Source organism: Streptomyces sp. NPDC029014 (assembly GCF_055564695.1).
Genome location: NZ_JBVHVT010000093.1, coordinates 1 through 21,962, shown reverse-complemented (window position 1 = coordinate 21,962; position 21,962 = coordinate 1). Strand labels below are relative to the sequence as shown.

The 21,962-nt window shown below is 72.8% G+C and carries 21 protein-coding genes; 9 read left to right on the top strand and 12 right to left on the bottom strand.

Annotated elements, in window-relative coordinates:
• Window positions 1–120: 120 nt before the first annotated feature.
• Window positions 121–492: a DUF4267 domain-containing protein gene (locus ACZ4VL_RS34335; protein ID WP_468208078.1), complete on the top strand. Its 372-nt coding sequence runs from the start codon at window positions 121–123 to the stop codon at window positions 490–492.
• A gap of 23 nt (window positions 493–515) precedes the next feature.
• Here the strand turns inward: ACZ4VL_RS34335 and ACZ4VL_RS34330 are convergent, their stop codons facing one another.
• The 5 genes from ACZ4VL_RS34330 to ACZ4VL_RS34310 all read right to left on the bottom strand — a co-directional run bounded on the left by ACZ4VL_RS34330 (window position 516) and on the right by ACZ4VL_RS34310 (window position 6,801).
• Window positions 516–920, bottom strand: a complete 405-nt coding sequence (locus ACZ4VL_RS34330) for a hypothetical protein (protein ID WP_468208076.1) — start codon at window positions 918–920, stop codon at window positions 516–518.
• 66 nt (window positions 921–986) lie between these two features.
• Window positions 987–2,171: an RNA polymerase sigma-70 factor gene (locus ACZ4VL_RS34325; protein ID WP_468208104.1), complete on the bottom strand. Its 1,185-nt coding sequence runs from the start codon at window positions 2,169–2,171 to the stop codon at window positions 987–989.
• A 134-nt stretch (window positions 2,172–2,305) separates the two neighbouring features.
• Window positions 2,306–2,740, bottom strand: a complete 435-nt coding sequence (locus ACZ4VL_RS34320; RefSeq protein ID WP_468208073.1) for a hypothetical protein — start codon at window positions 2,738–2,740, stop codon at window positions 2,306–2,308.
• Between the two features lie 237 nt (window positions 2,741–2,977).
• Complete coding sequence (locus ACZ4VL_RS34315) at window positions 2,978–5,638, bottom strand: D-alanyl-D-alanine carboxypeptidase family protein (RefSeq protein WP_468208070.1); 2,661 nt, start codon at window positions 5,636–5,638, stop codon at window positions 2,978–2,980.
• Window positions 5,639–5,856: 218 nt separating this feature from the next.
• On the bottom strand, window positions 5,857–6,801 hold the full coding sequence (locus ACZ4VL_RS34310) for a GlxA family transcriptional regulator (protein WP_468208067.1): 945 nt from the start codon (window positions 6,799–6,801) through the stop codon (window positions 5,857–5,859).
• Between the two features lie 204 nt (window positions 6,802–7,005).
• Between ACZ4VL_RS34310 and ACZ4VL_RS34305 the strand changes: the two genes are divergently transcribed.
• From ACZ4VL_RS34305 to ACZ4VL_RS34290, 4 genes are all read left to right on the top strand, one after another.
• On the top strand, window positions 7,006–7,737 hold the full coding sequence (locus ACZ4VL_RS34305; protein WP_468208064.1) for a DJ-1/PfpI family protein: 732 nt from the start codon (window positions 7,006–7,008) through the stop codon (window positions 7,735–7,737).
• A 75-nt stretch (window positions 7,738–7,812) separates the two neighbouring features.
• Entirely contained in the window at window positions 7,813–8,133 is a 321-nt protein-coding gene (locus tag ACZ4VL_RS34300) for a hypothetical protein (RefSeq protein WP_468208061.1), read from the top strand.
• Window positions 8,134–8,135: 2 nt separating this feature from the next.
• The gene (locus ACZ4VL_RS34295) at window positions 8,136–8,615 is read left to right on the top strand and encodes a DUF2269 family protein (protein ID WP_468208058.1); all 480 of its coding nucleotides are present in this window, start codon (window positions 8,136–8,138) and stop codon (window positions 8,613–8,615) included.
• A 493-nt stretch (window positions 8,616–9,108) separates the two neighbouring features.
• Entirely contained in the window at window positions 9,109–10,587 is a 1,479-nt protein-coding gene (locus ACZ4VL_RS34290) for a sialidase family protein (protein WP_468208055.1), read from the top strand.
• 80 nt (window positions 10,588–10,667) lie between these two features.
• Here the strand turns inward: ACZ4VL_RS34290 and ACZ4VL_RS34285 are convergent, their stop codons facing one another.
• Window positions 10,668–11,234 carry a DinB family protein gene (locus tag ACZ4VL_RS34285; RefSeq protein WP_468208053.1) on the bottom strand — a complete coding sequence of 189 codons (567 nt, stop codon included), beginning with the start codon at window positions 11,232–11,234 and terminating at the stop codon, window positions 10,668–10,670.
• Window positions 11,235–11,616: 382 nt separating this feature from the next.
• Here ACZ4VL_RS34285 and ACZ4VL_RS34280 point away from each other — a divergent pair, with 382 nt between their 5' ends.
• Window positions 11,617–13,017, top strand: coding sequence for a DUF7507 domain-containing protein (locus ACZ4VL_RS34280; RefSeq protein ID WP_468208050.1), 1,401 nt, complete (start codon window positions 11,617–11,619; stop codon window positions 13,015–13,017).
• 45 nt (window positions 13,018–13,062) lie between these two features.
• Here ACZ4VL_RS34280 and ACZ4VL_RS34275 read toward each other — a convergent pair whose 3' ends face one another.
• A complete protein-coding gene (locus ACZ4VL_RS34275) occupies window positions 13,063–14,538 on the bottom strand; it encodes an aminotransferase-like domain-containing protein (protein ID WP_468208048.1) in 1,476 nt (491 codons plus the stop codon).
• A gap of 53 nt (window positions 14,539–14,591) precedes the next feature.
• On the opposite strand from ACZ4VL_RS34275, the gene ACZ4VL_RS34270 reads away from it, so the two are divergent.
• Entirely contained in the window at window positions 14,592–16,130 is a 1,539-nt protein-coding gene (locus ACZ4VL_RS34270; protein ID WP_468208046.1) for a DUF885 family protein, read from the top strand.
• Window positions 16,127–16,777, top strand: coding sequence for a LysE family translocator (locus ACZ4VL_RS34265; RefSeq protein ID WP_468208044.1), 651 nt, complete (start codon window positions 16,127–16,129; stop codon window positions 16,775–16,777). Before ACZ4VL_RS34270 ends, ACZ4VL_RS34265 begins: the two co-directional genes overlap by 4 nt.
• A gap of 117 nt (window positions 16,778–16,894) precedes the next feature.
• Here the strand turns inward: ACZ4VL_RS34265 and ACZ4VL_RS34260 are convergent, their stop codons facing one another.
• From ACZ4VL_RS34260 to ACZ4VL_RS34240, 5 genes are all read right to left on the bottom strand, one after another.
• Window positions 16,895–17,539, bottom strand: coding sequence for a hypothetical protein (locus ACZ4VL_RS34260; RefSeq protein ID WP_468208042.1), 645 nt, complete (start codon window positions 17,537–17,539; stop codon window positions 16,895–16,897).
• A 632-nt stretch (window positions 17,540–18,171) separates the two neighbouring features.
• Window positions 18,172–18,618 (bottom strand): hypothetical protein, encoded by a 447-nt coding sequence (locus ACZ4VL_RS34255; protein ID WP_468208041.1) that lies wholly within the window; start codon window positions 18,616–18,618, stop codon window positions 18,172–18,174.
• The gene (locus ACZ4VL_RS34250) at window positions 18,605–19,042 is read right to left on the bottom strand and encodes a hypothetical protein (RefSeq protein WP_468208039.1); all 438 of its coding nucleotides are present in this window, start codon (window positions 19,040–19,042) and stop codon (window positions 18,605–18,607) included. The genes ACZ4VL_RS34255 and ACZ4VL_RS34250 overlap by 14 nt, the downstream gene beginning before the upstream one ends.
• Window positions 19,042–20,337 (bottom strand): amidase domain-containing protein, encoded by a 1,296-nt coding sequence (locus ACZ4VL_RS34245; protein ID WP_468208037.1) that lies wholly within the window; start codon window positions 20,335–20,337, stop codon window positions 19,042–19,044. Before ACZ4VL_RS34245 ends, ACZ4VL_RS34250 begins: the two co-directional genes overlap by 1 nt.
• A gap of 3 nt (window positions 20,338–20,340) precedes the next feature.
• Complete coding sequence (locus ACZ4VL_RS34240) at window positions 20,341–20,664, bottom strand: type VII secretion target (protein WP_468208035.1); 324 nt, start codon at window positions 20,662–20,664, stop codon at window positions 20,341–20,343.
• Window positions 20,665–21,043: 379 nt separating this feature from the next.
• Between ACZ4VL_RS34240 and ACZ4VL_RS34235 the strand changes: the two genes are divergently transcribed.
• Window positions 21,044–21,184 carry a hypothetical protein gene (locus tag ACZ4VL_RS34235; RefSeq protein ID WP_468208032.1) on the top strand — a complete coding sequence of 47 codons (141 nt, stop codon included), beginning with the start codon at window positions 21,044–21,046 and terminating at the stop codon, window positions 21,182–21,184.
• Window positions 21,185–21,962: the final 778 nt, after the last annotated feature.

The window sequence follows — 21,962 nt, the reverse complement described above, 5'->3', positions numbered from 1 at the left end:
CCGCTAGAAATTCTCGCAGCGGCCTGCTAGCATCATTCTCATCGCTAGCGATGCTAGTGGCCGCACGACGCGAAGGTCCGAAGCGCAGCTCGAAGTCCCGTCCCGAAGGAGAAGAAGCCCGTGCTCACTCCGATCGCCTACACCCTGGCCGCATTCCTCATCGCCCTCGTCTTCCTCATCGGGGCCCGCTTCCTCCTCGCCCCGCAGGCCGCGGCCGCGGGCTACGGCGTCCCTGCCCGACCGGACGGCGACCCCGCCTACCTGACCATCAAGGGCCTGCGCGATTTCACCTCGGGCCTGGTCGGCCTGGCCCTCCTCGTCTTCGCCGACGCCGACGCCCTGGCCTGGTTCATGCTGGCCGTCGCGGTCACCCCCCTCGGCGACACCTGGATAGTCCTGCGCCACGGCGGTACCAAGGCGGCCGCCTTCGGCATCCACTTCGCCACCGCCGTCGTCATCGTCCTCAGCGCCGCGCTCCTCTTCGCCCTCTGAGCGCCGCCCCGAGGCGGGCCGGGTCAGCGAGCAGCCGGCTGCGGCCGCCGTCCGGAGCCGCCCCGGCTCCGCAGCCGGGCCGCGGCCGGCGTCCGGGCGAACGCCAGGACGCTCAGCCCGAACATCAGGACACCCAGTGGCACATGGACCGCGGGCACGTGCGCGATCCCCAGCACCACCTGCACCGACGCGAGGACGAGGAAGCCGGTCGAGTGCAGGACGGGCCGGGGCGATCCGCCGCCCGGGCGCCACGCCAGGACCGCGGCGAGCACGTACAGCATCGTGGCGCCGTACGTCACTCGGGCGCCGATGCTGTGCAGTGTCTCCCCGTACGTGGTGGACAGCAGCAGCCCGGCCGAGGTCGCTTGGCAGAACAGGGTCAGGGTCTGCAGGGCGGTAGCGGTCTTGAGGAACGTGCCTCTCGCCATGGTGTGGGCCCCCTCAGTGGTGTAGGTACGGGTGTCAGTGGGTGCATGCCGTCGGGCCCGGCGTCCTCAGCGCAGGCTGAGCGGGGTCTCGGCGGTGACGCGGGTCAGCTTCTCGGGGTTGCGGACGACGTAGAGGCCGCTGATGAGCCCCTCCTCGACGCGTACGGCCATGACGCCGTCGAGCTCGCCGTCCCGGTGCACGGCGAGTGCCGGGCTGCCGTTGACCACGGTGGGCTCGCAGGTGATCGCGGCGGCGAACTTGGCCGTGCCGCCGAGGTAGAAGCGGACGATCTTCTCGGCGCCGATGACGGGTCGGAGCGCGGCGCGCTTGATGCCGCCGCCGTCGCTGAGCAGGACGACCTCGGGCGCGAGCACGTCGAGCAGGTCCTGCGGGTTCCCGCTCTCCAGGGCGTGCTGGAACGACTCCAGGGCCGCCCGGGCCTCGCTCGGCGAGGCCGGCCTGCGGGGGCGGCGGGCGTCGACGTGCCGGCGGGCCCGGTGCGCGATCTGGCGGACCGCCGCGGTGCTCTTCCCGACGGCCTCGGCGATCTCGTCGTAACCGATGTCGAAGACCTCGCGCAGCACGAACACGGCCCGTTCGGTCGGCGACAGGCTCTCCAGGACGAGCATCATCGCCATCGACATGCTCTCGGCGAGTTCTACGTCCTCGGCCACGTCGGGCGTGGTGAGCAGCGGCTCGGGCAGCCACTGGCCGACGTACGCCTCCCTGCTGCGCTTCATGCTCCGCAGCCGGTTGAGTGCCTGACGGGTCGTGATCCGCACGAGGTACGCGCGCTGGTCGCGCACGTGGTCGAGATCGACCTTGACCCAGCGCAGCCAGGTCTCCTGCAGGACGTCCTCGGCGTCGACCGCCGAGCCGAGCATCTCGTAGGCGACGGTGAACAGCAGATTGCGGTACGCGAACTCGGCCGCTCCCGGGACGGACGGCCGGGCGATCCCGCTCCCGGCCGCGTACACGAGGTAGTCGTAGCCGAGGACGCGTCCGCTGCCCAGCGTCACGCTCCGCCCCGCCCCATCGATCGCGGCCACGGTGTCGACCACCAGCCGGACGCCGTCGGCCAGGATCTCCCGGTAGTCGACGACCGCATCGTGCGTTCCCGCCACGAACTGGTGGAGCCGGAGCCGCGGCACGAAGTCCGGCTGCGGGTTGACCACGGTCACGCGCACGCCGTCCCGCTGCACCAGCCGATCGGCCGCCATCACGCCGGCGTACCCACCACCGACGACCACCGCGTCCGTGTGCTCACTCACGATGCCCTCCTCGGTCGCCACCAGGTCGACCACAAGACACCGCGCCCCCGCCCGGTGTGACAACACGTGACCCGGATCACATGAAAGAGCCCCCTGGCGGGGGCTGTTGGGGGTCAGTTGACGACGGGTCCGGCGCTGGTGTCGGGGCCGGTCCAGATGCCGTAGTCGATGTCGTTGCGGGGCCCGGGATCGCTACTGCCGCCGCCACTGCTGCTTGCGTCACCGCCGAGGTCGTCTCCGTTCCCGCCGGTGCCGCCGCCGCGGGGAGGTTCGGTGTCGCCTCCGCGTGCGGCACCGTCGCCGCCGCTGCTGCCGGGCGGCTGGGTGTAGCCGCCGGTCGCGGCGTTCGGGGCGATCTTGCTGAGGATGCCGATCTTGCCGAGGCCCCGGAGGAGGGGGTTGGCCCAGGGCGTGTCGGTGTCGGTGGTGATGCCGGCGGCGCTGACGGGCGCCGCCGTGGCTGCGGTGGTGGTGAGGGCGGCGCCTCCTGCGCCGAGAACGGTGACGATCACGAGCGGGACGAGGCGGCGGCTCCTGGTGCTGGCCATGACGGACGGATCCTTCCTGGATCGGGGCGGGTGGGGGTCGGGGTCGGGATCGAGCGGGCGCCCGGCCGGTATCGGCACCGTCGCCCGCACCACCATTGGGCCCCGGCCACCGGGGCGCGGTCACGACCCGAGAACCCGTGCCTTGACACGGCAGCGGCAGCCGTCCGCCCTCCGTCCGCCGGGCGGCACCCCGGCGGAACCGCGACCCGCATCACCGACCGAGGCACCCGGGCCGGCTCACCCGAGGCGGGTGAGCCGGGCGCCGACGGAGGGCTCGACCAGGGCCTGCCGGACGGCCACGGGCACGCTCTTGGCCCCTTCGCCCTCACCGGCCGTCAACGTCCCGACCTCCGCGCCGGCCTTCGCCGCGTGCGGCAGCGCGGAGGCGCCGGCTGCGAGGGTCAGCTTGAACCGCTGGCCCGGAACGCCGATCACGTTCAGGTCCTTGGCGGCCACCAGCGGCGTACGGCCGCCGAGGCCGTCGTCCACGTAACCGACCGTGTCGCCCTTGCGTACGAGCGGGGTGGACGCCAGGGCCGTCCGCACCGTCTCGATGATCTTCCTGCTGTTCGCCAGTACCAGGGCGAGGCTCTTGGTCGCGTTCGGGTCCGGACCGTCCACGCGCTGCTCCATCAGCGTGCCGAGGATCAGCGGGGTCTCGTCGCCGACCGACTTGTACGCCGCCCACATCAGCGCCCCGCCGGCCGGTGTGCTGGAACCGGTCTTGATGCCGCGGACGCTGAGGCCCTGCACGCTGAGCAGCTCGTTGTTGTTGACGAGCGGCTCGGCCAGCCCCTTGATGGGTGCGCTGGGCATGGCGACGATCGTGCGGAACACCTCGTCCTTCATCACCGCCTCGGCCAGCTTCAACTGGTCGGTGGCGGTGCTGACGGTGCCGGCGTCCAGGCCGCTGGGGTCCGTGTACGTGGTGTCCTTCATCCCGAGTTCCCTGGCCGCGGCGTTCATCTTCTCCACGAACGCTGACTCGGAGTCGCTGCCGCTGTCCCAGCGGGCCAGCAGCCGGGCGGCGTTGTTCCCCGACGGGATCATCAGCATCTTGAGCATGTCCTGCTGGCTGAACTTCGACCCGGCCGTGAGCCCCTTGATCCGGGACTCGTTCTCGGAGGTGCCCTCGGCCACGGCCTTCGCGTCGACCGTGATGTCGGGACCGGGCTCGTTCTTGCGCAGGGGGTGGCCCTTGAGGATCACGTAGGCCGTCATCACCTTGGCCACGCTGGCCGTGGGGACGGGCTTCTGCTCGCCGAACGTGCCGATCCCGCCGGAACCGGGGACTCGGACCGCGCCCTGGCCCTTGGCCGGCCAGGGGACGGAGAACTGCCCGTCGACGGTGCGGCTGGCCTCGGCGGCGACGAGCTGGGGGGCGGGGAGCGGCCGCAGCAGCTGGGCGCCGGCGTACGCCCCGGCGAGGACCAACAGGATCGGCGTCCACACCTTGACCCGGCGCACCGCGGTCCGGCGAGGGCTCTCCGGCGGGGCAGGGGTGTTGGTGAGCTGGGCGAGCAGATCCAGCGGCAGCGGCTTGACCGCCGTGGCCGCGGGGGCGGGGGCGGGGGCCTGGGGGTGCTGAGGTCGGGGCTGAGGCCGAGGCCGAGGCTGCGGCGCGACGGGCGCGGGCCCGTCGAGCGGCTTGAGTGCGGCGATCTTGCTCGTCCGCTCGGAGTCGGTCTCCTCCTCCCGGGCCCACGCGGGCACCTTCCGCCCGTCGCCCCCGACCTTGTTACCGCTGCCGGTACCGCCCTGGCCCTTTCGCCCCTCGACCCCATCGCTCGGCGACGCCCCGTCGCCCTTCGCCTTGACCGCGGGCCGGGCTTCCTTGCTCGCCTCGCGGGGCGCCTTGCCACCGCCCCCGGACGTCTCCGTCGCGGCATCGGCATCGGGCTTCCGGCCCGTCACGGCGGCATGGGGTGCACGGAACACGACGGTGCGCGTGTCCTCGCCGCCACCGTCGGGCCCGTCCCCGGCGGTGCGAGCCTCGTCGGCGCGCGCCGAGGCCGGGGCCTTGTCACGCGCCGGCTTCGTGAGCGTCAGCGTGCCTTCTGCCGTGTCCTCGCTCTCCTCGTCGGCCTTCTCGTCGGCCTCGGCGCCGGCCTCGGCCTCTGCACCGGTACGGCTTACGGGCGCGTCTTCCCCCTCTGCGGCGGGCCGACGCCCGGGCTCGGGTTCGTCGTCTGCTGCGGGCGTGGACCCGGCCTCTGAGTCCGCCGCCCCCGCATCCTCGGACGTGGACTGGTTGCCGGTCGGCCCGCCGTCGGCCTCGCCGCCAGCTTCCGAGTCCGTCGCCGTGTCACCGGTGGGCACGTCCACGGCCTCGGTGCGAGCCTCGTCGACCCCCGCTCCGGTGTCGTCGTCGTCCTCGTCCTCGGGACGAGTCGCAGCCGTTTTGTCAGCCGTGGGCTGCGCGACGGCCGACGTGCTGTCGACCTCCTCCCCGGCCTCGGCCTCGGCTTCGGCCTCGGCCTCGGCCATGGGGGTGTCGCCGGTCGGCATACCTTTCTCGGCAGCTCCGGCCGAGGACCTGGCAGGGCTGGGTGTGGGCGGCGAGACCGCACCGGCGTGGTCGGCCCCGGCACCGGCCTCCTGCGGGGCGGTTTCGCGAGCAGGCTCGGGCTCATCGCCCAGCGCGTCAGCAGCGCGTGCGAGGAGCGAGTCATCGGCGTCGGCGTCGGCACCCGTGTCGGTCTCGGCGTCGATCTCGGCCTCGGCCGTGTCGTCATCCGTGCTCGAAGCGACGGCAGGCGCGTCGGCGGCCTCGGCGGCCTTGGCGGTCTCGGCGGTGTCCGGTCCCGTGGACGTGTCGTCAGGGTCCGCCCCCGTGGTGGTGGTTGCCTCGACCTCCGAGTCGTCCGGAGAACCGCCCGCCACCGTTATCGCCTTCATCCCAGCCCCGCCTTGCCACTCACACCGTGCAGATACCGTGTGGCGATACCCCTACGGAGCCCCCGCCGCACTGCTAGATGCGCGCAGCGCCCGATTCGTTCCACCGCGCGGCACCTGCCGGGGGACCGCCCGAGCCCGCTCCGCCCGCCGCTGCCGGCTGCCGGCTGCCGGCAGCCGGCTGCCGGCAGCCGGCCGGAGCAGGGCAGGACGTTCGTCCATCAGCTGAAGGTGCGGCGGTAGGCGTGGGGGCTGACGCTGGTGGCGCGCTTGAAGCGGTCGCGGAAGGTGGTGGGCGAGCCGAAGCCGACTTGGACGGCGATGCGCTCGACGGGGTACTGCGTGGTCTCCAACAGGTGCTGGGCCTGGCGGATGCGTGCGCGGTGGAGCCATTGGAGCGGGGTGGTGCCCGTCTGGTCCTTGAAACGGCGGATCAGGGTGCGGGTGCTGACTCCGGCCCGGACGGCGATGTCGGCGAGGGTGAGGTTGCTGGCGAGGTTGTCCTGCAGCCAGGTGAGCAGGGGTTCGAGGGTGGCGCCCTGCGGGGTGGGCGTGTAGTCGTGGACGATGAACTGTGCTTGTCCGCCTTCGCGTTCGAGCGGCATGACGGACAGGCGTGCGGAGTCGGCGGCGACGGCCGAGCCGTAGTCACGGCGGATCAGGTGCAGGCACAGGTCCAGGCCCGCGGCCGCGCCCGCTGAGGTGAGGATCTGCCCGTTGTCGACGTAGAGGACGTCCGGGTCCACCTCGACGTCCGGGTGGGTGGCGGCCAGGAGGCCGGCGGCCGCCCAGTGGGTGGTGGCGCGCAGACCGTCGAGCAGGCCGGTGGCCGCGAGCGGGAAGGTGCCCGAGCAGATGGAGGCGATGCGCGTGCCGTCCCCGGCGGCCGCGCGCAGTGCGTCGCGGACGGCCGTGGGAAGCGGGGCGGTGGGGGTGGCGGTACCGGGCACGATGATCGTGTCCGCGCCCCTGAGCCCGTCCAGACCCCAGGGTGCGCGCAGGGTGAAGGCCCCGGTGTCGATCTCCTGCCTCTGCCGCTCGGCGCACACGCGGACCCGGTAGCCGGGGCGCCCGTCGGGCAGACGCGTACGGGTGAAGACCTCGATCGGGGTGGAGAGGTCGAACGGGATCACCTTGTCCAGCGCGAGAACGGCGACGGTGTGCATGGCCAGAACGTACAGCCGGACGGGCGCGGAGCCGGCCCCCGGAGCACTGCACGATCCAGTTCAACGCAGCTCAGCGGCGTCTCACCACTGCTGTCACTATCCCGTTGGTACCTGTCACTCCAGCCACTGGGACAAGGGTCGGTAGGCGATTACGTTCGGGGCCGTGCCCGGCACGGGCACACCCCGTTCGAAGGGCCCTTCCCCATGCACGCCCAGATCGTCTTGTTCGACGGCTTCGACCCGCTCGACGTCATCGCCCCCTACGAGGTGCTGTACGCGGGCGGCACAGCCTCCGCGGGCGCCGTCAGCGTGGAACTGGTCTGCGCCGAAGGCCCGCGCGAGGTGGTCAGCGGCACCGGGGGGTTGGCGCTGCGCGCCACCGCCGCCCTCGACCCCGCCCGCCCCGGCCTGATCCTGGTCCCCGGGGCGTCCGGCCGCATCGGAGAGCCCGGCGAGTTCCCCGACGAGGCCCTCGGCGGAGTCTCCGGAGCGGTCCCCGACCGCGGCGCCGGGCAGCACGAGCGACAGCGGCGGCAGGACGAGTCCATCCCCGTCCTGTTGGGCCGCACCCTGACCACCGGGCTGCCCGCGCTGCTCAAGGCCGCGATGGACGACCCCGAGGTGACCGTGAGCGCCGTGTGCGGCGGCAGCCTCGTCCTCGCCATGGCCGGGCTGCTGGAGGGACGTTGCGCCACCACCCACCACATGGGCATGGACCTGTTGGACGCCACCGGTGTCCACGCGGTCAGCGCCCGCATCGTCGACGACGGCGACCTCGTCACCGGCGCCGGCGTCACCTCCGGCCTCGACGTGAGCCTGTACCTGCTGGAGCGCGAGGTGGGCCCCCGGATCGCCCACGCCGTCGAAGAACTGTTCGCCCACGAGCGCCGAGGGACCGTCTGGCGCAACACCGGCCCGGAGCCCACCCGCTTCTGACCCCCGCCCGGCACACCCACGCGTACGACCCACGCGTACGACCCACGCGTACGACCCACGAGGAAGAAGAACGGCATGTCCGTCGAAGGCACCTGGGACCTGTCCCTCGCCACACCCATCGGAAAGATCAAGGCCGTCGCCGGGTTCCGCCGCGAGGACGGCGTCCTCGTCGGAACCGCCCACGGCGCGGGAGAGGAAGTACCGCTCAGCGACATCGTCCTCGACGGCGACCGGCTCACCTGGAAGCAGGCCGTCACCAAGCCCGTGCGGCTGAACCTGACCTTCGCCGTCACGGTCGACGGCGACACCCTCACGGGAACCTCCAAGGCCGGACGACTTCCCTCCTCCCAGGTCACCGGCGAACGCCGCGTCCCCCGGGCCGCCGGCGAGGCCTGACCATGACGAAGTTCTTCCTGTGCCTGCACGTCCTGGCAGCCGTCCTGGCCATCGGGCCGGTCACCGTCGCCGCCAGCATGTTCCCCCCGGCCCTGCGCCGCGCCCACCGCGCCCCCGGCGACCGGGAAGCCGTCACCACCCTGCAGCTCCTGCACCGGATCTGCCGCGTCTACGCGGGCATCGGCACCGCCGTGCCCGTGCTCGGGTTCGCCACCGCCAGCAGCCTCGGCGTCCTGGGCAGCGGATGGCTGATCACCTCGATCGTCCTGACCGCCGCAGCCGCCGCCCTCCTGGCCCTGCAGCTCCTGCCCACCCAGGACCGCGAAATCACCGCCCTGCAGGACACGAACACCGACCCCGCCACCCGCTCCACCAGCCGGGCGGCCGGCCGACTGGCCATGCTCACCGGCGTCTTCAACCTGCTGTGGGCCACGGTCACCGTCCTCATGATCATCCGTCCCGGCTCCACCACCGGCACGTGACCGTCACCTCCGTCACCTCCGTCACCTCGGTCACCTTGGTCACCTCCGACGACGGGACGGAACTGCCCGTCAGATGCCGTATGATTGATCTCGAGCTCGCGGCCATGACAAGTGGCGGTGGGACCGGCGTTGGTGGTCCAAGGAAAGGCACCCCACTTCCTGTGGGGGGATGCAGGTGCAAGGCCTGCCCAGCGCTCAAATGAAGGCCCCGGCCCCTCTCTCGAGGGGCCGGGGCCTTCCCTGTCAGGGGAGGCCGGGAGGCCCGGCACCTCCCCTCCCAAATACCGCAGGTTCCCCCGTCGTCGACGACGGAAGGGGACTCCGCCGTCCGGCCCATCAAGGGCATCGGCCACGACGCCGAAAAGGATCAGGCGGAGTCGTTGTCCTTGTCCCACTCCCCGCGTTCCGGTACGCCTCCGCGCCCCACGCCGCCCCGATGACGGCGGTCCCCGTAGCCCCCGCCCGGCCGCCGAAGGCCCGGAGGAGATCCCGCATGCGCGCCTTCCTGCCCTTGACCGCTGTCGCCACCGCCACGCTCCTGCTCACCTCGGTCACCGCCGCGACTCCCGCGGCGGCAGAGGGGAGGAGCCCCGACAGCGCGCCGCTGGTCAAGGTGTCCCACGGCGACCCGTACGCGGACTGCACCATCGGCGCGCGATCCCCCGACAGCGTCGTCTATCCGGGCACCGAGGTCGAGCCGTACCTGTCCGTCGATCCGCGCGACCCGAAGCGCGTGGTCACCGTGTTCCAGCAGGACCGCTGGAACGACGGCGGCGCCCGTGGCCTGGTGGCCAGCTGGACCACGGACGGTCGCACCTTCCACCGGAGCACGCTGCCGTTCAGCCTGTGCGCCCCGGGCGGTGCGGACTTCGAAAGGGCCTCCGACCCCTGGGTGAGCACCGGACCGGACGGCACCGTCTACGCTGGCGGCGAAGGCGTCGACTTCACGAGGAGCACCCGCAGCGCCCTCCTGGCCGCCACGTCCCGTGACGGCGGCCGCACCTGGCAGAACGTCACCACCACGCACGTCGACGAGCAGCCGTTCTTCAACGACAAGCCCTCGCTCACCGCCGACCCGATCCGCAAGGGCACCGCCTACCAGGTCTGGAACCGCCTCGACAACGACCCGCCCGGCCCCAGCTCCCTCGACGGTCCGGGCTTCATCTCCCTCACCCGCGACGGCGGCCGCACGTGGAGCGGGGCCCGGCCGTTCGTCGACACCAGCACCGTGCCCAACACGCAGACCATCGGCCATGTGATCGTCGTCGACCGGCGCACCGGCACCCTGTACGACTTCTTCGACCGGATCACCTACTCCGACGACCTGAGCACCGTCGTCGAAGCCCACTACCAGGTGGTCACCTCGACCGACGCCGGCGAGACCTGGAGCGCGCCCGTCACCGTGGCCCGGGACACCTCCGTACCGGAGGTCGACCCGAACGACCCCACCAAGCTGCTGCGCGCCGGGGCCACCCTCCCCAGCCCGGCCGTCGACCCGAAGTCCGGCGCCCTGTACATGGCCTACGAGGGCTCGGACTTCTCCGGCGGGCGCTTCGACTCCGTCCAGCTCGTCCGCTCCACCGACGGCGGACGCACCTGGGGGACCCCGGAGCTGATCAGCCCGCAGGGCGTGCCGGCCTTCTCCCCGTCGATCGCGGTCGACGAGCGGGGCACGGTCGCGCTCACCTACTACGATCTGCGCTTCCTCAAGCCGGGCGACACCACCACCCTGCCCACCGCCTACCAGCTGGCCACGCTGCCGCACGGAGACCCGGAGCACCGGACCGAACGACGGATCTCGCGGATCTTCGACTGGCTGCAGGCGCCGTTCGCCGGGGGCTACTTCCTCGGCGACTACCAGGGCCTGGCGGCAGACGACGGCGAGGGAGTACGGGCGGTGCTGACCACGACCCACTCCGACGCACCGAAGAACCGTACGGACGTGTACAGCGGCCGTTTCCACACCCGCTGACCGCCCGCGCGTCATGGCCCGACCGGACAAGTTGGGCAGGCCGGAGGAGCCTCCCGCCCCCGCGGACCGCGCGGAGCCCCCTAACTCACCCTGTGCGCGTACAGGTCCCTGAGCAGGGAGATCTCCGCTCCGTGGTGGATCGTCTCGCGGTTGACGTGCAGCACGAGCGTGGCCATCGGCTCCTTCGCGTACGCGCCCTCGGCCTCGCCGCACGGCCGCGCCAGGCCCTCCTCGCCCAGGCCGCGCACCCCGGTGACCCATCGTGCGTACGCCGCGTCGAGCCGGTCCAGCGCCTCTGCCGCGGTGCCCGGATACGCGTACGTCATGTAGTCCACGGGCGGCCCGCCGAAGTGCGAGGCGGTACGTGCGCCCAGCACGCCGACGAGGACGTGCCCGAGGCGCCAGGCGATCGTCGTGACCGGCGCGGGAACCGGCTCCGGATGGGCCCAGTCGATCGTGAAGGCACCGGAGCCGCCCTGCACGGGGGCCGTGCCGGTGCCGCGCGGGCGCACGCTCCAGCAGTCCGGTACGGGCTCCCAGAAGAACTCGTCGTCGGTGAGGCCGTCCAGGCGTGCGCGCAGCTGGTGCTGCCAGTGCCAGTCGAGTTGGTCGATGAGGAGTGCGTTCCAGTCCGGTGCCGGTGCCATGGGCTCCACGCTAGGACGGGGCCGCTCCGGGTGCCCCTTGGATAGCGTCAACATTGCCAGCGGCTGATTCACCCTCAGGTGGGACAGGTGCAAGAAGCCTGACGCGGGCTTTCGGTCATGACGGCGCGTGCAGGAGAGAGCCGGGAGACGAGTGGGGTGGGGGCGGTCCGCCTTCGCCGTCCGGCGTGACGGGTGGCGGGAGTGCACCCGGGGACGGATGCCGCAAACCTGCCGCGCGGGATTGGCCGAGCCCCTCCATTCGTCACTTTACGTGTTCAGTCGAATGAGATGCCCTTGCGGCGTGTTCCGGCTCCGCCACGGCACGCGGACGACGCGGCCGTTCGGCGGTGCCTCCAGCAGCGTCGACGCGAAGGGAAGAACCATGACCACACCTCCTGCTGCTCCGCTCCGGGTCGCCCTGGCCAACGGCAGCTTCGAGCAGCCCGTCGTGGCCGGTGTGGAGATCCTGCCGGACGCCTCCCAGACACAGGCGTCCAAGCGGGTCCCGGGCTGGCTCACCACCGCCACCGACCACAGGATCGAGCTGTGGCACTCGGGCTTCCAGGGGGTTCCGGCGGCCGACGGAGCCCAGTTCGCCGAGCTCAACGCGAACGAGGTCTCCACGCTCTACCAGGACCTGCCGACCACGCCCGGTACGAAGCTGTACTGGCGGCTGTACCACCGCGGCCGCGCGGGGGACGACACCATGGCCCTGGACATCGGCGCCCCCGGTGCCCCGGCGGAGCAGCGCCGCTTCACCGACGGCAACACCGCCTGGGGCTACTACACCGGCACCTACACCGTCCCGGCGGGCCAGACCCTGACGCGCTTCGCCTTCCGTTCCGTCTCCGCCGCCGGCGGAAACCGCAGCGTCGGCAACTTCCTGGACGGCATCTTCTTCGGCACCGCCCCCTACCTGGTGCTCGACAAGACCGCGGTCCCCGCGGGCCCGCTGGACGTCGGCGACGTCATCACCTACCGCATCACCGCCAGGAACGAGGGCGGCGGCGCTGCGGAGAACCTCGTCCTCACCGACGTCGTCCCGCAGGGCACGACGTACCTGCCCGGTTCCCTGCGCATCGTCGACGGCCCGAACGCCGGAGCGAAGAGCGACGCCCGAGGTGACGACCAGGCGTACTACGACGCCCGGGCGAACAAGGTCGTCTTCCACCTCGGCAACGGCGCCGACGCGACGGCGGGGGGCAGCCTGCCCAACACCGAGACCCTGCCGTCCGGGACCACGGTCGAGTACCGCGTCGGCATCGACCGGGCCAGCGGCGGCCAGCAGATCAGCAACACCGCGACCGCCTCGTACGAGAACCGGCTCGGCGAGACGCCGGAACCGTTGACGTCCACGTCCGACGAGGAGGTCACGCAGGTCAGGCCCGCCGCCGAGCTGGCCGTGGCCAAGGCGGCCGACGCGACCACCGTCACCGTCGGCCAGACGGTGACCTACCGCATCGCCGTCCACAACGCCGGCCCGAACGACGCCAGCGGCGTCACCGTCACCGACCGGCTCCCCGACGGCCTCACCTTCCTGTCCGCCGACGGCCCCGGAAAGTACGACCCGGCCACCGGACGCTGGGCCGTGGGCGGCCTGGCCGACGGCGCGACCGCCACCCTCGTGCTCCGGGCCAAGGCCACCGAGGCCGGCCTGATCAGCAACTCCGCCACCGCCACCGCCAACGAGAAGGACCCCGACACCACCAACAACACCGACACCGTCAGCGTCTGCGTCGAACCGGCCCCCTCCTGCTGCGACCCCTGCGCCGGCCGGAAGTAGCCGGCCCCCGGGCGCGAAGGACGAGCACGTCCACGACCAGCACGTCTATGACCTGAGGGACAGCGCGGACCAGGCCGCCGCGAGGCGGTCGACCAGTTCCGCCGAGGTCTGCGCGGGAAAGGAGTAGGGGAGGCGGACGAACTCGTCGTGGCCGCCGTCCGGATCCATGGCGTCGCCCGGGACGACCTCCGCGCCGTGGCGCAGCGCCACCTGGGCGTAGATCCGGGCGTCCGTGCCCGGCGGCAGCCGGATCCACAGCACGGAGCCTCCCCGCGGTTCCTGCCAGCTCCACTGCGGGAGCCGTTCGGCAAGGAGCCGGGTCATGGTGGCGAGCTGCTCGCGGCGGATGCGGTCCCGCCCGGTCGCGAGGGCCGGCAGCGCGGGGAGCAGCCGGGCGGCGAGGGCCTGGTCCAGGAGCGGACTGCCGAGGTCGCCCAGCGCCTTGAGCCGGGCCACGCGGGCCACGACGTCCTGGGGCCCGCGGAGCCAGCCGATCCGCAGACCGCCCCACACGGCCTTGGTCAGCGAACCCACGGTCAGTACGGTTCCCCGCGCGCAGTGCGCGGCGACCGGCGGGGGAGCCTGACCGGGGGCGAGCGCCGCCTCGTGCGCGCTGTCCTCCAGGACGGGGACGCCGTGTTCGGCGGCGAGCTCGGCCACCCGGCGACGGCGGCCGGCGGACATCAGGTTGCCCGTAGGGTTGTGGTAGGTCGGCATGAGGTAGAGCAGCGCGGGCCGGTGTTCGGCCAGCGCGGTCGCGAGCCGGTCGATCCGGATCCCGTCGGAGTCGACCGCGACGCCGACCAGCCGGGCGCCCGCGGCCCTGAAGACGTCCAGGCAGCCCGGCCAGCCCGGGGACTCCACGACGGCGGTGGACCCGCGCCCGAGGTACAGCTGCGCACTCAGGGCGACGGCCTGTGTGGCACCCGTGGTCACCACCACCTGCTCGGGCACGGTCGGCAGACCGCGCCCCGTGTGGTGGGGGGGGATCGCCGCCCGCAGCGCGGGCAGCCCGGCCGGGTGGTAGCCCGCCTCGGCGACCAGGCCGGGCAGGTCCTCGCGCACCAGCCGGAGCAGCGCCCCGGCCAGATCCGGACCGCCGCCCTCGGCCGCCTGCCCCAGCGAGATGACGTCCGGCGGTTGGGTGATCAGCCGTTGGACCACCGCGGTGGCCCGGCCGCCGCGCACCCGCCCGTCCGCCGGCGCCCGGTGGTCGGCCGCTCCCCCCGACACCCGGGTGCCGCTGCCCCGACGCGTCTCGACCAGGCCCGCCCCGCGCAGTGCGTCGTACGCGGAGACCACCGTCGCCCGGCTGACCGCGAGGGCGTCGGCGAGCCGCCGCTCGGACGGCAGGCGGTCGCCGGCGCGCAGGTCCCCGGCCCGCACGGCCCGACCGAACGCGTCCGTGAGCCGCCGGTACAGCGGTCCCTCGCCGGCACTCCAGTCGCCCAGCAGCTCGATCAGCTCGCCCGGCTCGTGCAGCTCGGGCGCCCCACGGTTCCGGCTCCGGTTCCGGTCCACATTCCCCTCCATTGGCACGGGAGCACGAGCGCCCGTGACGCGAGGCTAACCACATGATCAGCACCCCACCCCTTGATACCCGGCTGACTGCCGTCTGCGACCTCTCCGTCTTCGCGGCGCGGGACGGCGCGGGACGGCACGAATACGACGGAACCGTCCAGGACCTGTCCCCGGACGGCGTACGACGCGGCCTCGCCGCGCTCGGCGGACCCGCCGGCACCGCGCCCTACGCGGACCCGCACGACGAGGCGCACGCGGCCGCCGCCGAGGACGCCCTCCGGGTCCGCTTCGGCGAACTCGAACTCCACCGCAGCAACCCCCTGTGGCACATCGAGAACCTGGACCTGACCGGCTACGACCGCCCCTACGCGCCCGAGGCCGAACGGGACGCGGCCCGCTCCGCACACCTGGGCCGGTGGCCGGACGCCGTCGACGCGGCGGTCGAGGCACTGGACCGCGTCCCCGCGCCGCTGGCCGACGCCACGCTGCCGCTCGCCCGTGGTCTGGCCGCCTCCCTCGACCCCCGGGGCGGGCCGGTCCACGCCGCCGCCGGCCGGGCACACGCCCGCTTCGTGGCCCACCTGGAGCGGGCGGCCGTCCACGGGCCGCCGTCGGCCGCGCTCGGCGGGCCCGCTCTCGCCCGGCTCCTCGGCGCGGCCGAAGCCCACACCGTCGACCTCACCGCGCTGTCCGCCCGGGTGGACGCGGAGCGGGACCGCCTGCGCGCCCTGCTCGACGCATCGCTGCGCCGCGTCGACCCGACGGCCGACCCCGCCGACACCGTACGGGCCCTGCAGGCCGACCACCCCGACGCCGACGCCCTGTTGGGCGAGTTCGCGGCCCTCGTCGAGGAGACGGTCGCCTGGACCGCCCGGCGCGACCTCGTACCCCACCACGACGTCGAGGTGGACGTCCTGCCGATGCCGGAGTCCCAGCGCCGGGCGCTGGCCGGCCTCTTCGCGTCCGCACCCCACGAGGCCGACGCGCCCAGCGTCTTCCGCGTGTCCCTCCCGGACACCGGCTGGACGGGGGCGCAGAGCGACCAGTGGCTGTCGACGGGCTTCAACCGGACCCTGATGCCCAACATGGCCGTCCACGAGGTGGCCCCCGGACACGCCAGCCACGGCAGGGCACTGCGCCGGGCCGCGACCGACGTCCGCCGCACGCTCCACTCGGACGCCTTCATCGAGGGCTGGGCCCACTACTGCGAGGAACTGGCCCTGGAACAGGGCTTCCGCGGCGGCGACCCGCGCGTCGCGGTCGCGGTCGCCCAGGACGCCCTGCGCAGGGTCACCCGCTTCGCCTGCGCCATCGGCCTCCACACCGGAGCGATGACCCTGCCCGACGCGGCGGCCCGGTTCGCCCGGGACGTCTCCCTGTCCGGGCCCGCAGCCCGGCACGAGGCCGAGCGCGGGCTGTTCGACCCCACCTACGGGCGCTACACGTGGGGCAAGTTCGCCATCCTCGACCTGCGCGAGCAGGCCGCGGCCCGCTGGGGCGGCGCCTTCTCGCTGCGCCGCTTCCACAGCGCCCTGTTCGACCTCGGCGCCCCGCCCCTGGGCCTGCTGCACACGGCACTGGAACGCGGATGAACTCCCTCGCCGCCTTCGCGCTGGCCACCCTCGCCCTGGTGGCGGTCCCCGGACCCAACCTGGTCTACATCATCACGCGCAGCGTGCAGGACGGCCGGCGGGCCGGCGTCGTCTCGGCCCTCGGAGTGGAGACCGGCACCCTCCTCCACGTCCTGGTCGCCGTCTGCGGACTGGCGGCCTCCATCACCGACCACCCCCTCGCCTTCGCCGTCCTGCGCTACACGGGCGCCGCATACCTCGCCTGGTTGGGCGTACGCGTCCTGCTCCGCCGCCCGCCCCCCTCCACCACGGAGGCGGACCGGGCGGACCAGGCCGAACAGGTCGAAGACCGTCCCGATCGACGCCGGCTGCTCCGCCTCTACCGCGAGGCCGTCCTCGTCAACGTGCTCAACCCCAAGGTCGTCCTGTTCTTCCTGGCCTTCCTCCCGCAGTTCGTGCCCACCGGCCTGAGCTCCGCGGAGACCCGCACCCGCATGCTCGTACTCGGCGCGGTCTTCCTGGCCATCGCCCTCGCCTTCGACCTCTGCTACGCGCTCGCCGGCGCCGCGCTCGCCGGCCGGCTCCGCGGCACCCCGCGCCGAGACCGCCGCCTGTCGTACGTGGCCGGCGGCATCCACCTCGGCCTGGCCGCTCTGGTCCTCATCTGATGCCCGATCAGCGGCCAGCAGTCGTCATCCGACCCGGAGCAGAGGAAGGCACGCGGGGGCGGGTGGTGCGCAGAGCCGACGAAGTGCTGGCTCTGCAGCGCGCGGGATCCGTGCGGGTCAGTGGCCGCCGCGCGGCTCGAAGCAGCCGCCCTCCATGTACGGGCCGTGTGCCTCGACCCGGGTCACGGTGCCGGCCTGCCCAGGGACGGCCAGGGTGCCGCTGACGCAGGCGCCGGTGCCCTTGACCATGAAGGCGAACTCCAGGATGAGACCCGGGGCGTTGATGTCGGCCTCCGTGGTCGGGTAGCCGAGGTCGTCCAAGGCCTTCTTCAGGGCGGGGCCGGTCGTGGGCGCGGTCCTGCCGGCCGTGGAGAGGGCCTTGGTGATCCGGGCCGCGTGTGCCCGCCCCACGCACTCGGCCCGGGCGCTCAGCATTCCCTTGATCTTGTAGGCGTGGTTCTCGGCGTACTTGGCCGCCTCGGGATCCTGCGACGCACTCGGCCCGCTACTCGATGTGGCCGCGACAGCGTCCTCGCAACGGGTTGCGATCTCGGGGAACTGCTGGTCGTGCCGCTGGCGTTCCGCCGCGGCCGCGGCCTCCGCTGCCTTGACCGCCTCGGGAGTGGCGAAAGCGGAAGCGGAGGCGGACACCGACGTGTCGGCGCCGACACGAGCCCCCGCCCGGGTGGTGCCGCACCCGGCAAGCACGAAGAGGCAGGCCGCGGCGGCAAGGGCGGCGACTGGGACGGTACGGCGTATCACACAGACTCCTTCTTCTGTCGGGGCGGCGCCGTGCTGCGCGGCCGGGTCAAGCGGGCGGCGGCGTACGGCGCAGCAGCACGATCCAGCTCGGCGTGGGGCCAGAATATGCCGCCTTCGACGCGGCACTGCCGGCCGGCCCGGGTGATTCAACGTTCCCGTAGACGCGTTCGGCGCCGCTGCAGGCAGGTCCGCTCCGGCTGTGCACGGGCCGGGCTGCGGGCGTGAGGGACGACGAGGACCTCTCCCCATGGGAGCGGGACGAACAGGTCGTGGCCGTCATCCAGCCGGCGTCGGGCTCGACGGTCGTCGCGCGGCTTGGGAAAGTGCTGCGCTCGCTGCACGCTCGCGGACGGGGGATGCGTGGCGAACGGGGTAACCGTTTCCGTTGCTGCCGTGCGGAGGCTGCCGCTCAGGCTGGTTCGACCGGTACGAGCGGCAGCATGCCGATCGGCTGGTCTCGCTGGTGCTGCTGTTGCGTCAGCGCGGCCGGCTGACCGCCTTCGCGCGTGTCGGGCCCCGAGGACTCCCCGAACCGGCACAGCGGCCGAGCCTGGTCGACCTGGACCGGGTCTGGCGGGAAGCGGACCCGACCTGGACGCCGTTCAAGACGCCAGCAGTCGGTCGCCGGGTGCCTAACAGCCGTCGCCGAGGGTGATTCCCGACGCGGCGGCCGAGTACACCCCGTACAGCTGGATCAGCTCCACGGGGATCGCCAGCACGCTGAACCACACGGTGGTGCCGGCGAGCAGTCCCGGCCAGGTCTCCCCGAGCCGGAGGCCGTACCGGCCGCGCAGCCGCCGCGCGAGCAGCACGCACACCGCCACCGCCGCCGCCCCGAGCACCACACCGGCCCACGCGGCGGCGTACTCCGTCATCGGGAGAGGCAGGTGCCGACAGGTTTCCCGCTGCCGCTCGGCCCACTCGGACTCGATCTCCTGCGTGTGCAGGGAGGTCGCAGCACCGGCCACGATCAGGAGCGGCACCAGCAGTGCTGCCGCCCCGGTGCCGGGTGGGACGGCACCGGGGCGCGGGGCGGGCGTCCGGCGCGCCGCGCGGCGCGGGCGGCTAACCGCAGTCACCGAGGACCGACCCCGAGCCATCGGGGGTGTGCATGGCCCACAGCATGAACAACTCCAGCAGAATCGCGAATACGTTGAGCGACACGCTGATGAAGGCCAGGAGCCCCGGCCAGGTGTCCCAGAGCCGGACACCGTGGTGCCGGCGGAGCCGCTTGGCGAGCAGTACGCAGATGATCACCGCGGACACGCCGAGGGCCAGCCCGGCCCACCCAGCGACATGTTCCATTTTGGGGAAGGGCATGTGTCGACATGCCGCCTGCTGCCGGTCGACCCAGTCCTCGTGAATGACCTGCACGTAGTAGGAACTGACCACGCCGAGAGTGGCCACGATGGGGACGAGTAGCGCCGCGATCACCGTGCCGGGCGTGACAGGAGGCTGCGGCCTGGTGTCGTGGACCGGGCTGGTGGAGGGAGGGGTTTCCATCAGTACCAATTCGGGTGGGGTCGGACGATGTGGATGCGCTGTTCGCCGTGGTTCCTGCTGGCGACGTGTACGCGGCTGTCCAGACTCACGTTCTGGTACGAGCTGGTGTGCTGGGTCAGTTTGATGTCGCCGTCAGGGGTTACCGAGGTGACCACGGCAGCGTGGTAGATCTCGCCCTGCGGCTCGTCCGGGTCGGGAGCGACCTGCTCGTAGAAGATGACATCGCCGGGACGTGCGTCCGATCTCGTGACTTCTTCGCCACCGTTGTGCAGGAGGAAGCTGTGCAGGCCTTTGGCCTGCGCCCACGAACGGGAGTGGTACGCCCGCTGGTCGATCCAGTCCCACCCCAGTCCGCTCTCCCTACCCCAGGTGTTGTCCCCGCGGGGCCCCAGCCAGAAGTCGAACTTCTTCTGCATCCCTCCGGCCTCAAGGGCCGACGAGGTGAAATTGGCGCAGTTGTTCTCGAACTTCAGGTCGTCCTTCTTGTCCCAGTGGTCGAGCGCGTACCGCACCATCTCGACCCGGTCGATCTTGCCGTCGGGTCCGCGGATCTCGCGCCCGACCTCGGGCGGCAGGCCTTGGAGGTCGGCGAGGGTCACGGGATCGGCCCGCATGAGGTCCTTCTGCTGTTGCGGCGTCAGGCCGTCCCACCAGGCGCGGACGAGGTGGGGGTCCTTACCGACCGGGATGTCCGCCCTGAGGATGTCGAACTCGATGTGGGACGCCTCGACCAGGATCTCGTTGTGGGCCTGCGAGGTGTCGGAGACGTTGATGGTCTTCGCCAGCTTGTCCAGTTCGGCGGAGGCCTTCGCGTCCGCCTGGGAGGCCTCGCGCAGGGCTTCCTCGATCAACGCGTTGACCGTGGCTATGTGTCCCTGTTCCTTGGTGTAGGCGTCGCGCACGTTCTGCGGGACGTTCGGTCCCGTCGGTACGGCGCCCGTGTACACGCCGACGGCGCGACCGTCCTCGATGCTCAGCCCCTGTTCGTTCGCCAGCTCGATGGCGTGCGAGAGGGTGCGTTGGGCGTAGCCCATGGTGTGGGCCAGGGCGTCGAGGACCATGGCCACGCCCTTCATGATGTCGCCGCCCGACTCGAGGCGGTTGGCGAGGTCCTCCAGGCGTTTGCCGGCTGTCTTGCCGGTCGCGTCCGCCCAGTGGTCGTCGAGCGGCTTCTTGCCCTGCGCGCGGATGTCCTCGCAGGCGGACGAGGAGCGGCGGGCGAGGTCGACCCAGTCGTCCGCCGCCTTCTGCCACTGGTCCGTGCGGCAGGCGTACAGGTCGTGATAGGTGACCACGGGTCAGTTCCTCCCGAGGTCGGCGAGGCCGCTCCGGAGCCGGCTGAAGGCGTCCTTCGCCTGGGCGTCCGTGGTGTCGTAGGCGTTGGCCGTGGTGTGGAGGTTGTCGGCCATGGTGTTCATCTGCTTCCCCAGGTCGACCATGTGGTCCTCCCAGGCCGTCGCGCACCGCTTCAATGCAGCGGCGGAGGCCCATCCGTAGTGGCCGTCCGCCGCCGTGTCGCTCGAGTCGAGGGACTTGCGGAGGTTCTCCAGCGCCCTGGCGGCCGCCGACTCAGCACCGCCTGCGCTTTTCCGCACGTAGTACGTCTTGATGTCTATGTCCACGAAATCCCCCATGAGCGGTTCGAGGGTCACCCTAACCTCGACCGCGCGTTCGATTCGCTAGCGACCCGCGGCCACTCGCCCCGCGCGAGGCCTCGGGCGGGGGACGGTGCTTCTCGGCCACGGGTGGGAACCCCGATGTGCCGGCACCAGGGCGAGGGTGGCTTGGCCCGCAGTGCGACGCGGCGGCCGTGGCGCGGCTCGCGCCCGGGCACGACGCCGCGATCGTCCCCGTGTACGACCACGCCCGCGCGGAAGGCCCCCGGGCAGCCGGGGTGGGGCGGCGGGTGCCGGTCGGCCGGCATGCGTGCTGCCGACCGCGGCTGGGAGTTTGCTGAGGCCCCCGGATGCCCGCAGCAACGGAGGGAGTTCTCCAGCGGCCATGACCACCGCCGCTTCGAGGAGCGGCCGGGCGATGTCCGGCCAGGAGCTGCTCGCGGTGGCATGGCCGGTGGTGCTGGTGGCGGTGTTCTTCCCCGCTGGCAGTGAAACGGTTCAGGGGCCTGGGCCGCCAGTGCTGTGACCGGAACGGTTCGCCACTGTCGCACCTGCCGGCGCGCGACCAACTCGCCACCGAACCGGATGGCCCACCCCGCCGACCCGGCCTACGGCGGCATCCTGCTCAACCGGCGGATCCGCATCCCAGCAGGTCGGCGACGCGGCGTCGTTGCCCGTCTGGGCTGCCGGCCGCCCGGACGGCGCCGGTGGCGAACAGCGAGGTGATGCCGGCGCCGAAGCCGAGGGCGACGTCGCGGCGGAAGACGGGGCGCAGGACGCGGGGGAGGAGGTCAGCCCGGGTGAGCCGGCCGCCGTACGAGAGGGGGGACGAACTCGGCGCCCATGCCCTCCTCGGCGAGCAGGTGCTCGGTCGCGACGGGCGGGACGCGCCGGTCGTCGGCGGCGAGCGGCGAACAGGGCCCGCAGCCCATGCGGGTCGGCCGGGTCGCAGGGGCCGCCGAGCAGCGTCTCCTCCGTCACGGGGGACGTGCCCGTCTCGCGCACGTGGGCAGGACCTCTGTGGCGACGACTCGAACCCGGGCGGAGCGGCGCTCGACGTCCCGTCCCCGTGTGAGGGAGCCCGCGCGAGGGTGTCCGGGCGACGTACCGCGGGCCACGGCCCCGGGAAGAACCGCCGTCTCGCGCTGCGCGGAGTGAGGTCGGGCGATTCCCGGACCGGCCGGAACCGGCCTTCGGTCGGGTCGTGAGCGGCGGGGGGGGGGGGGGGGGGGGGGGGGGGGGGGGGGGGGGGGGGGGGGGGGGGGGGGGGGGGGGGGGGGGGGGGGGGGGGGGGGGGGGGGGGG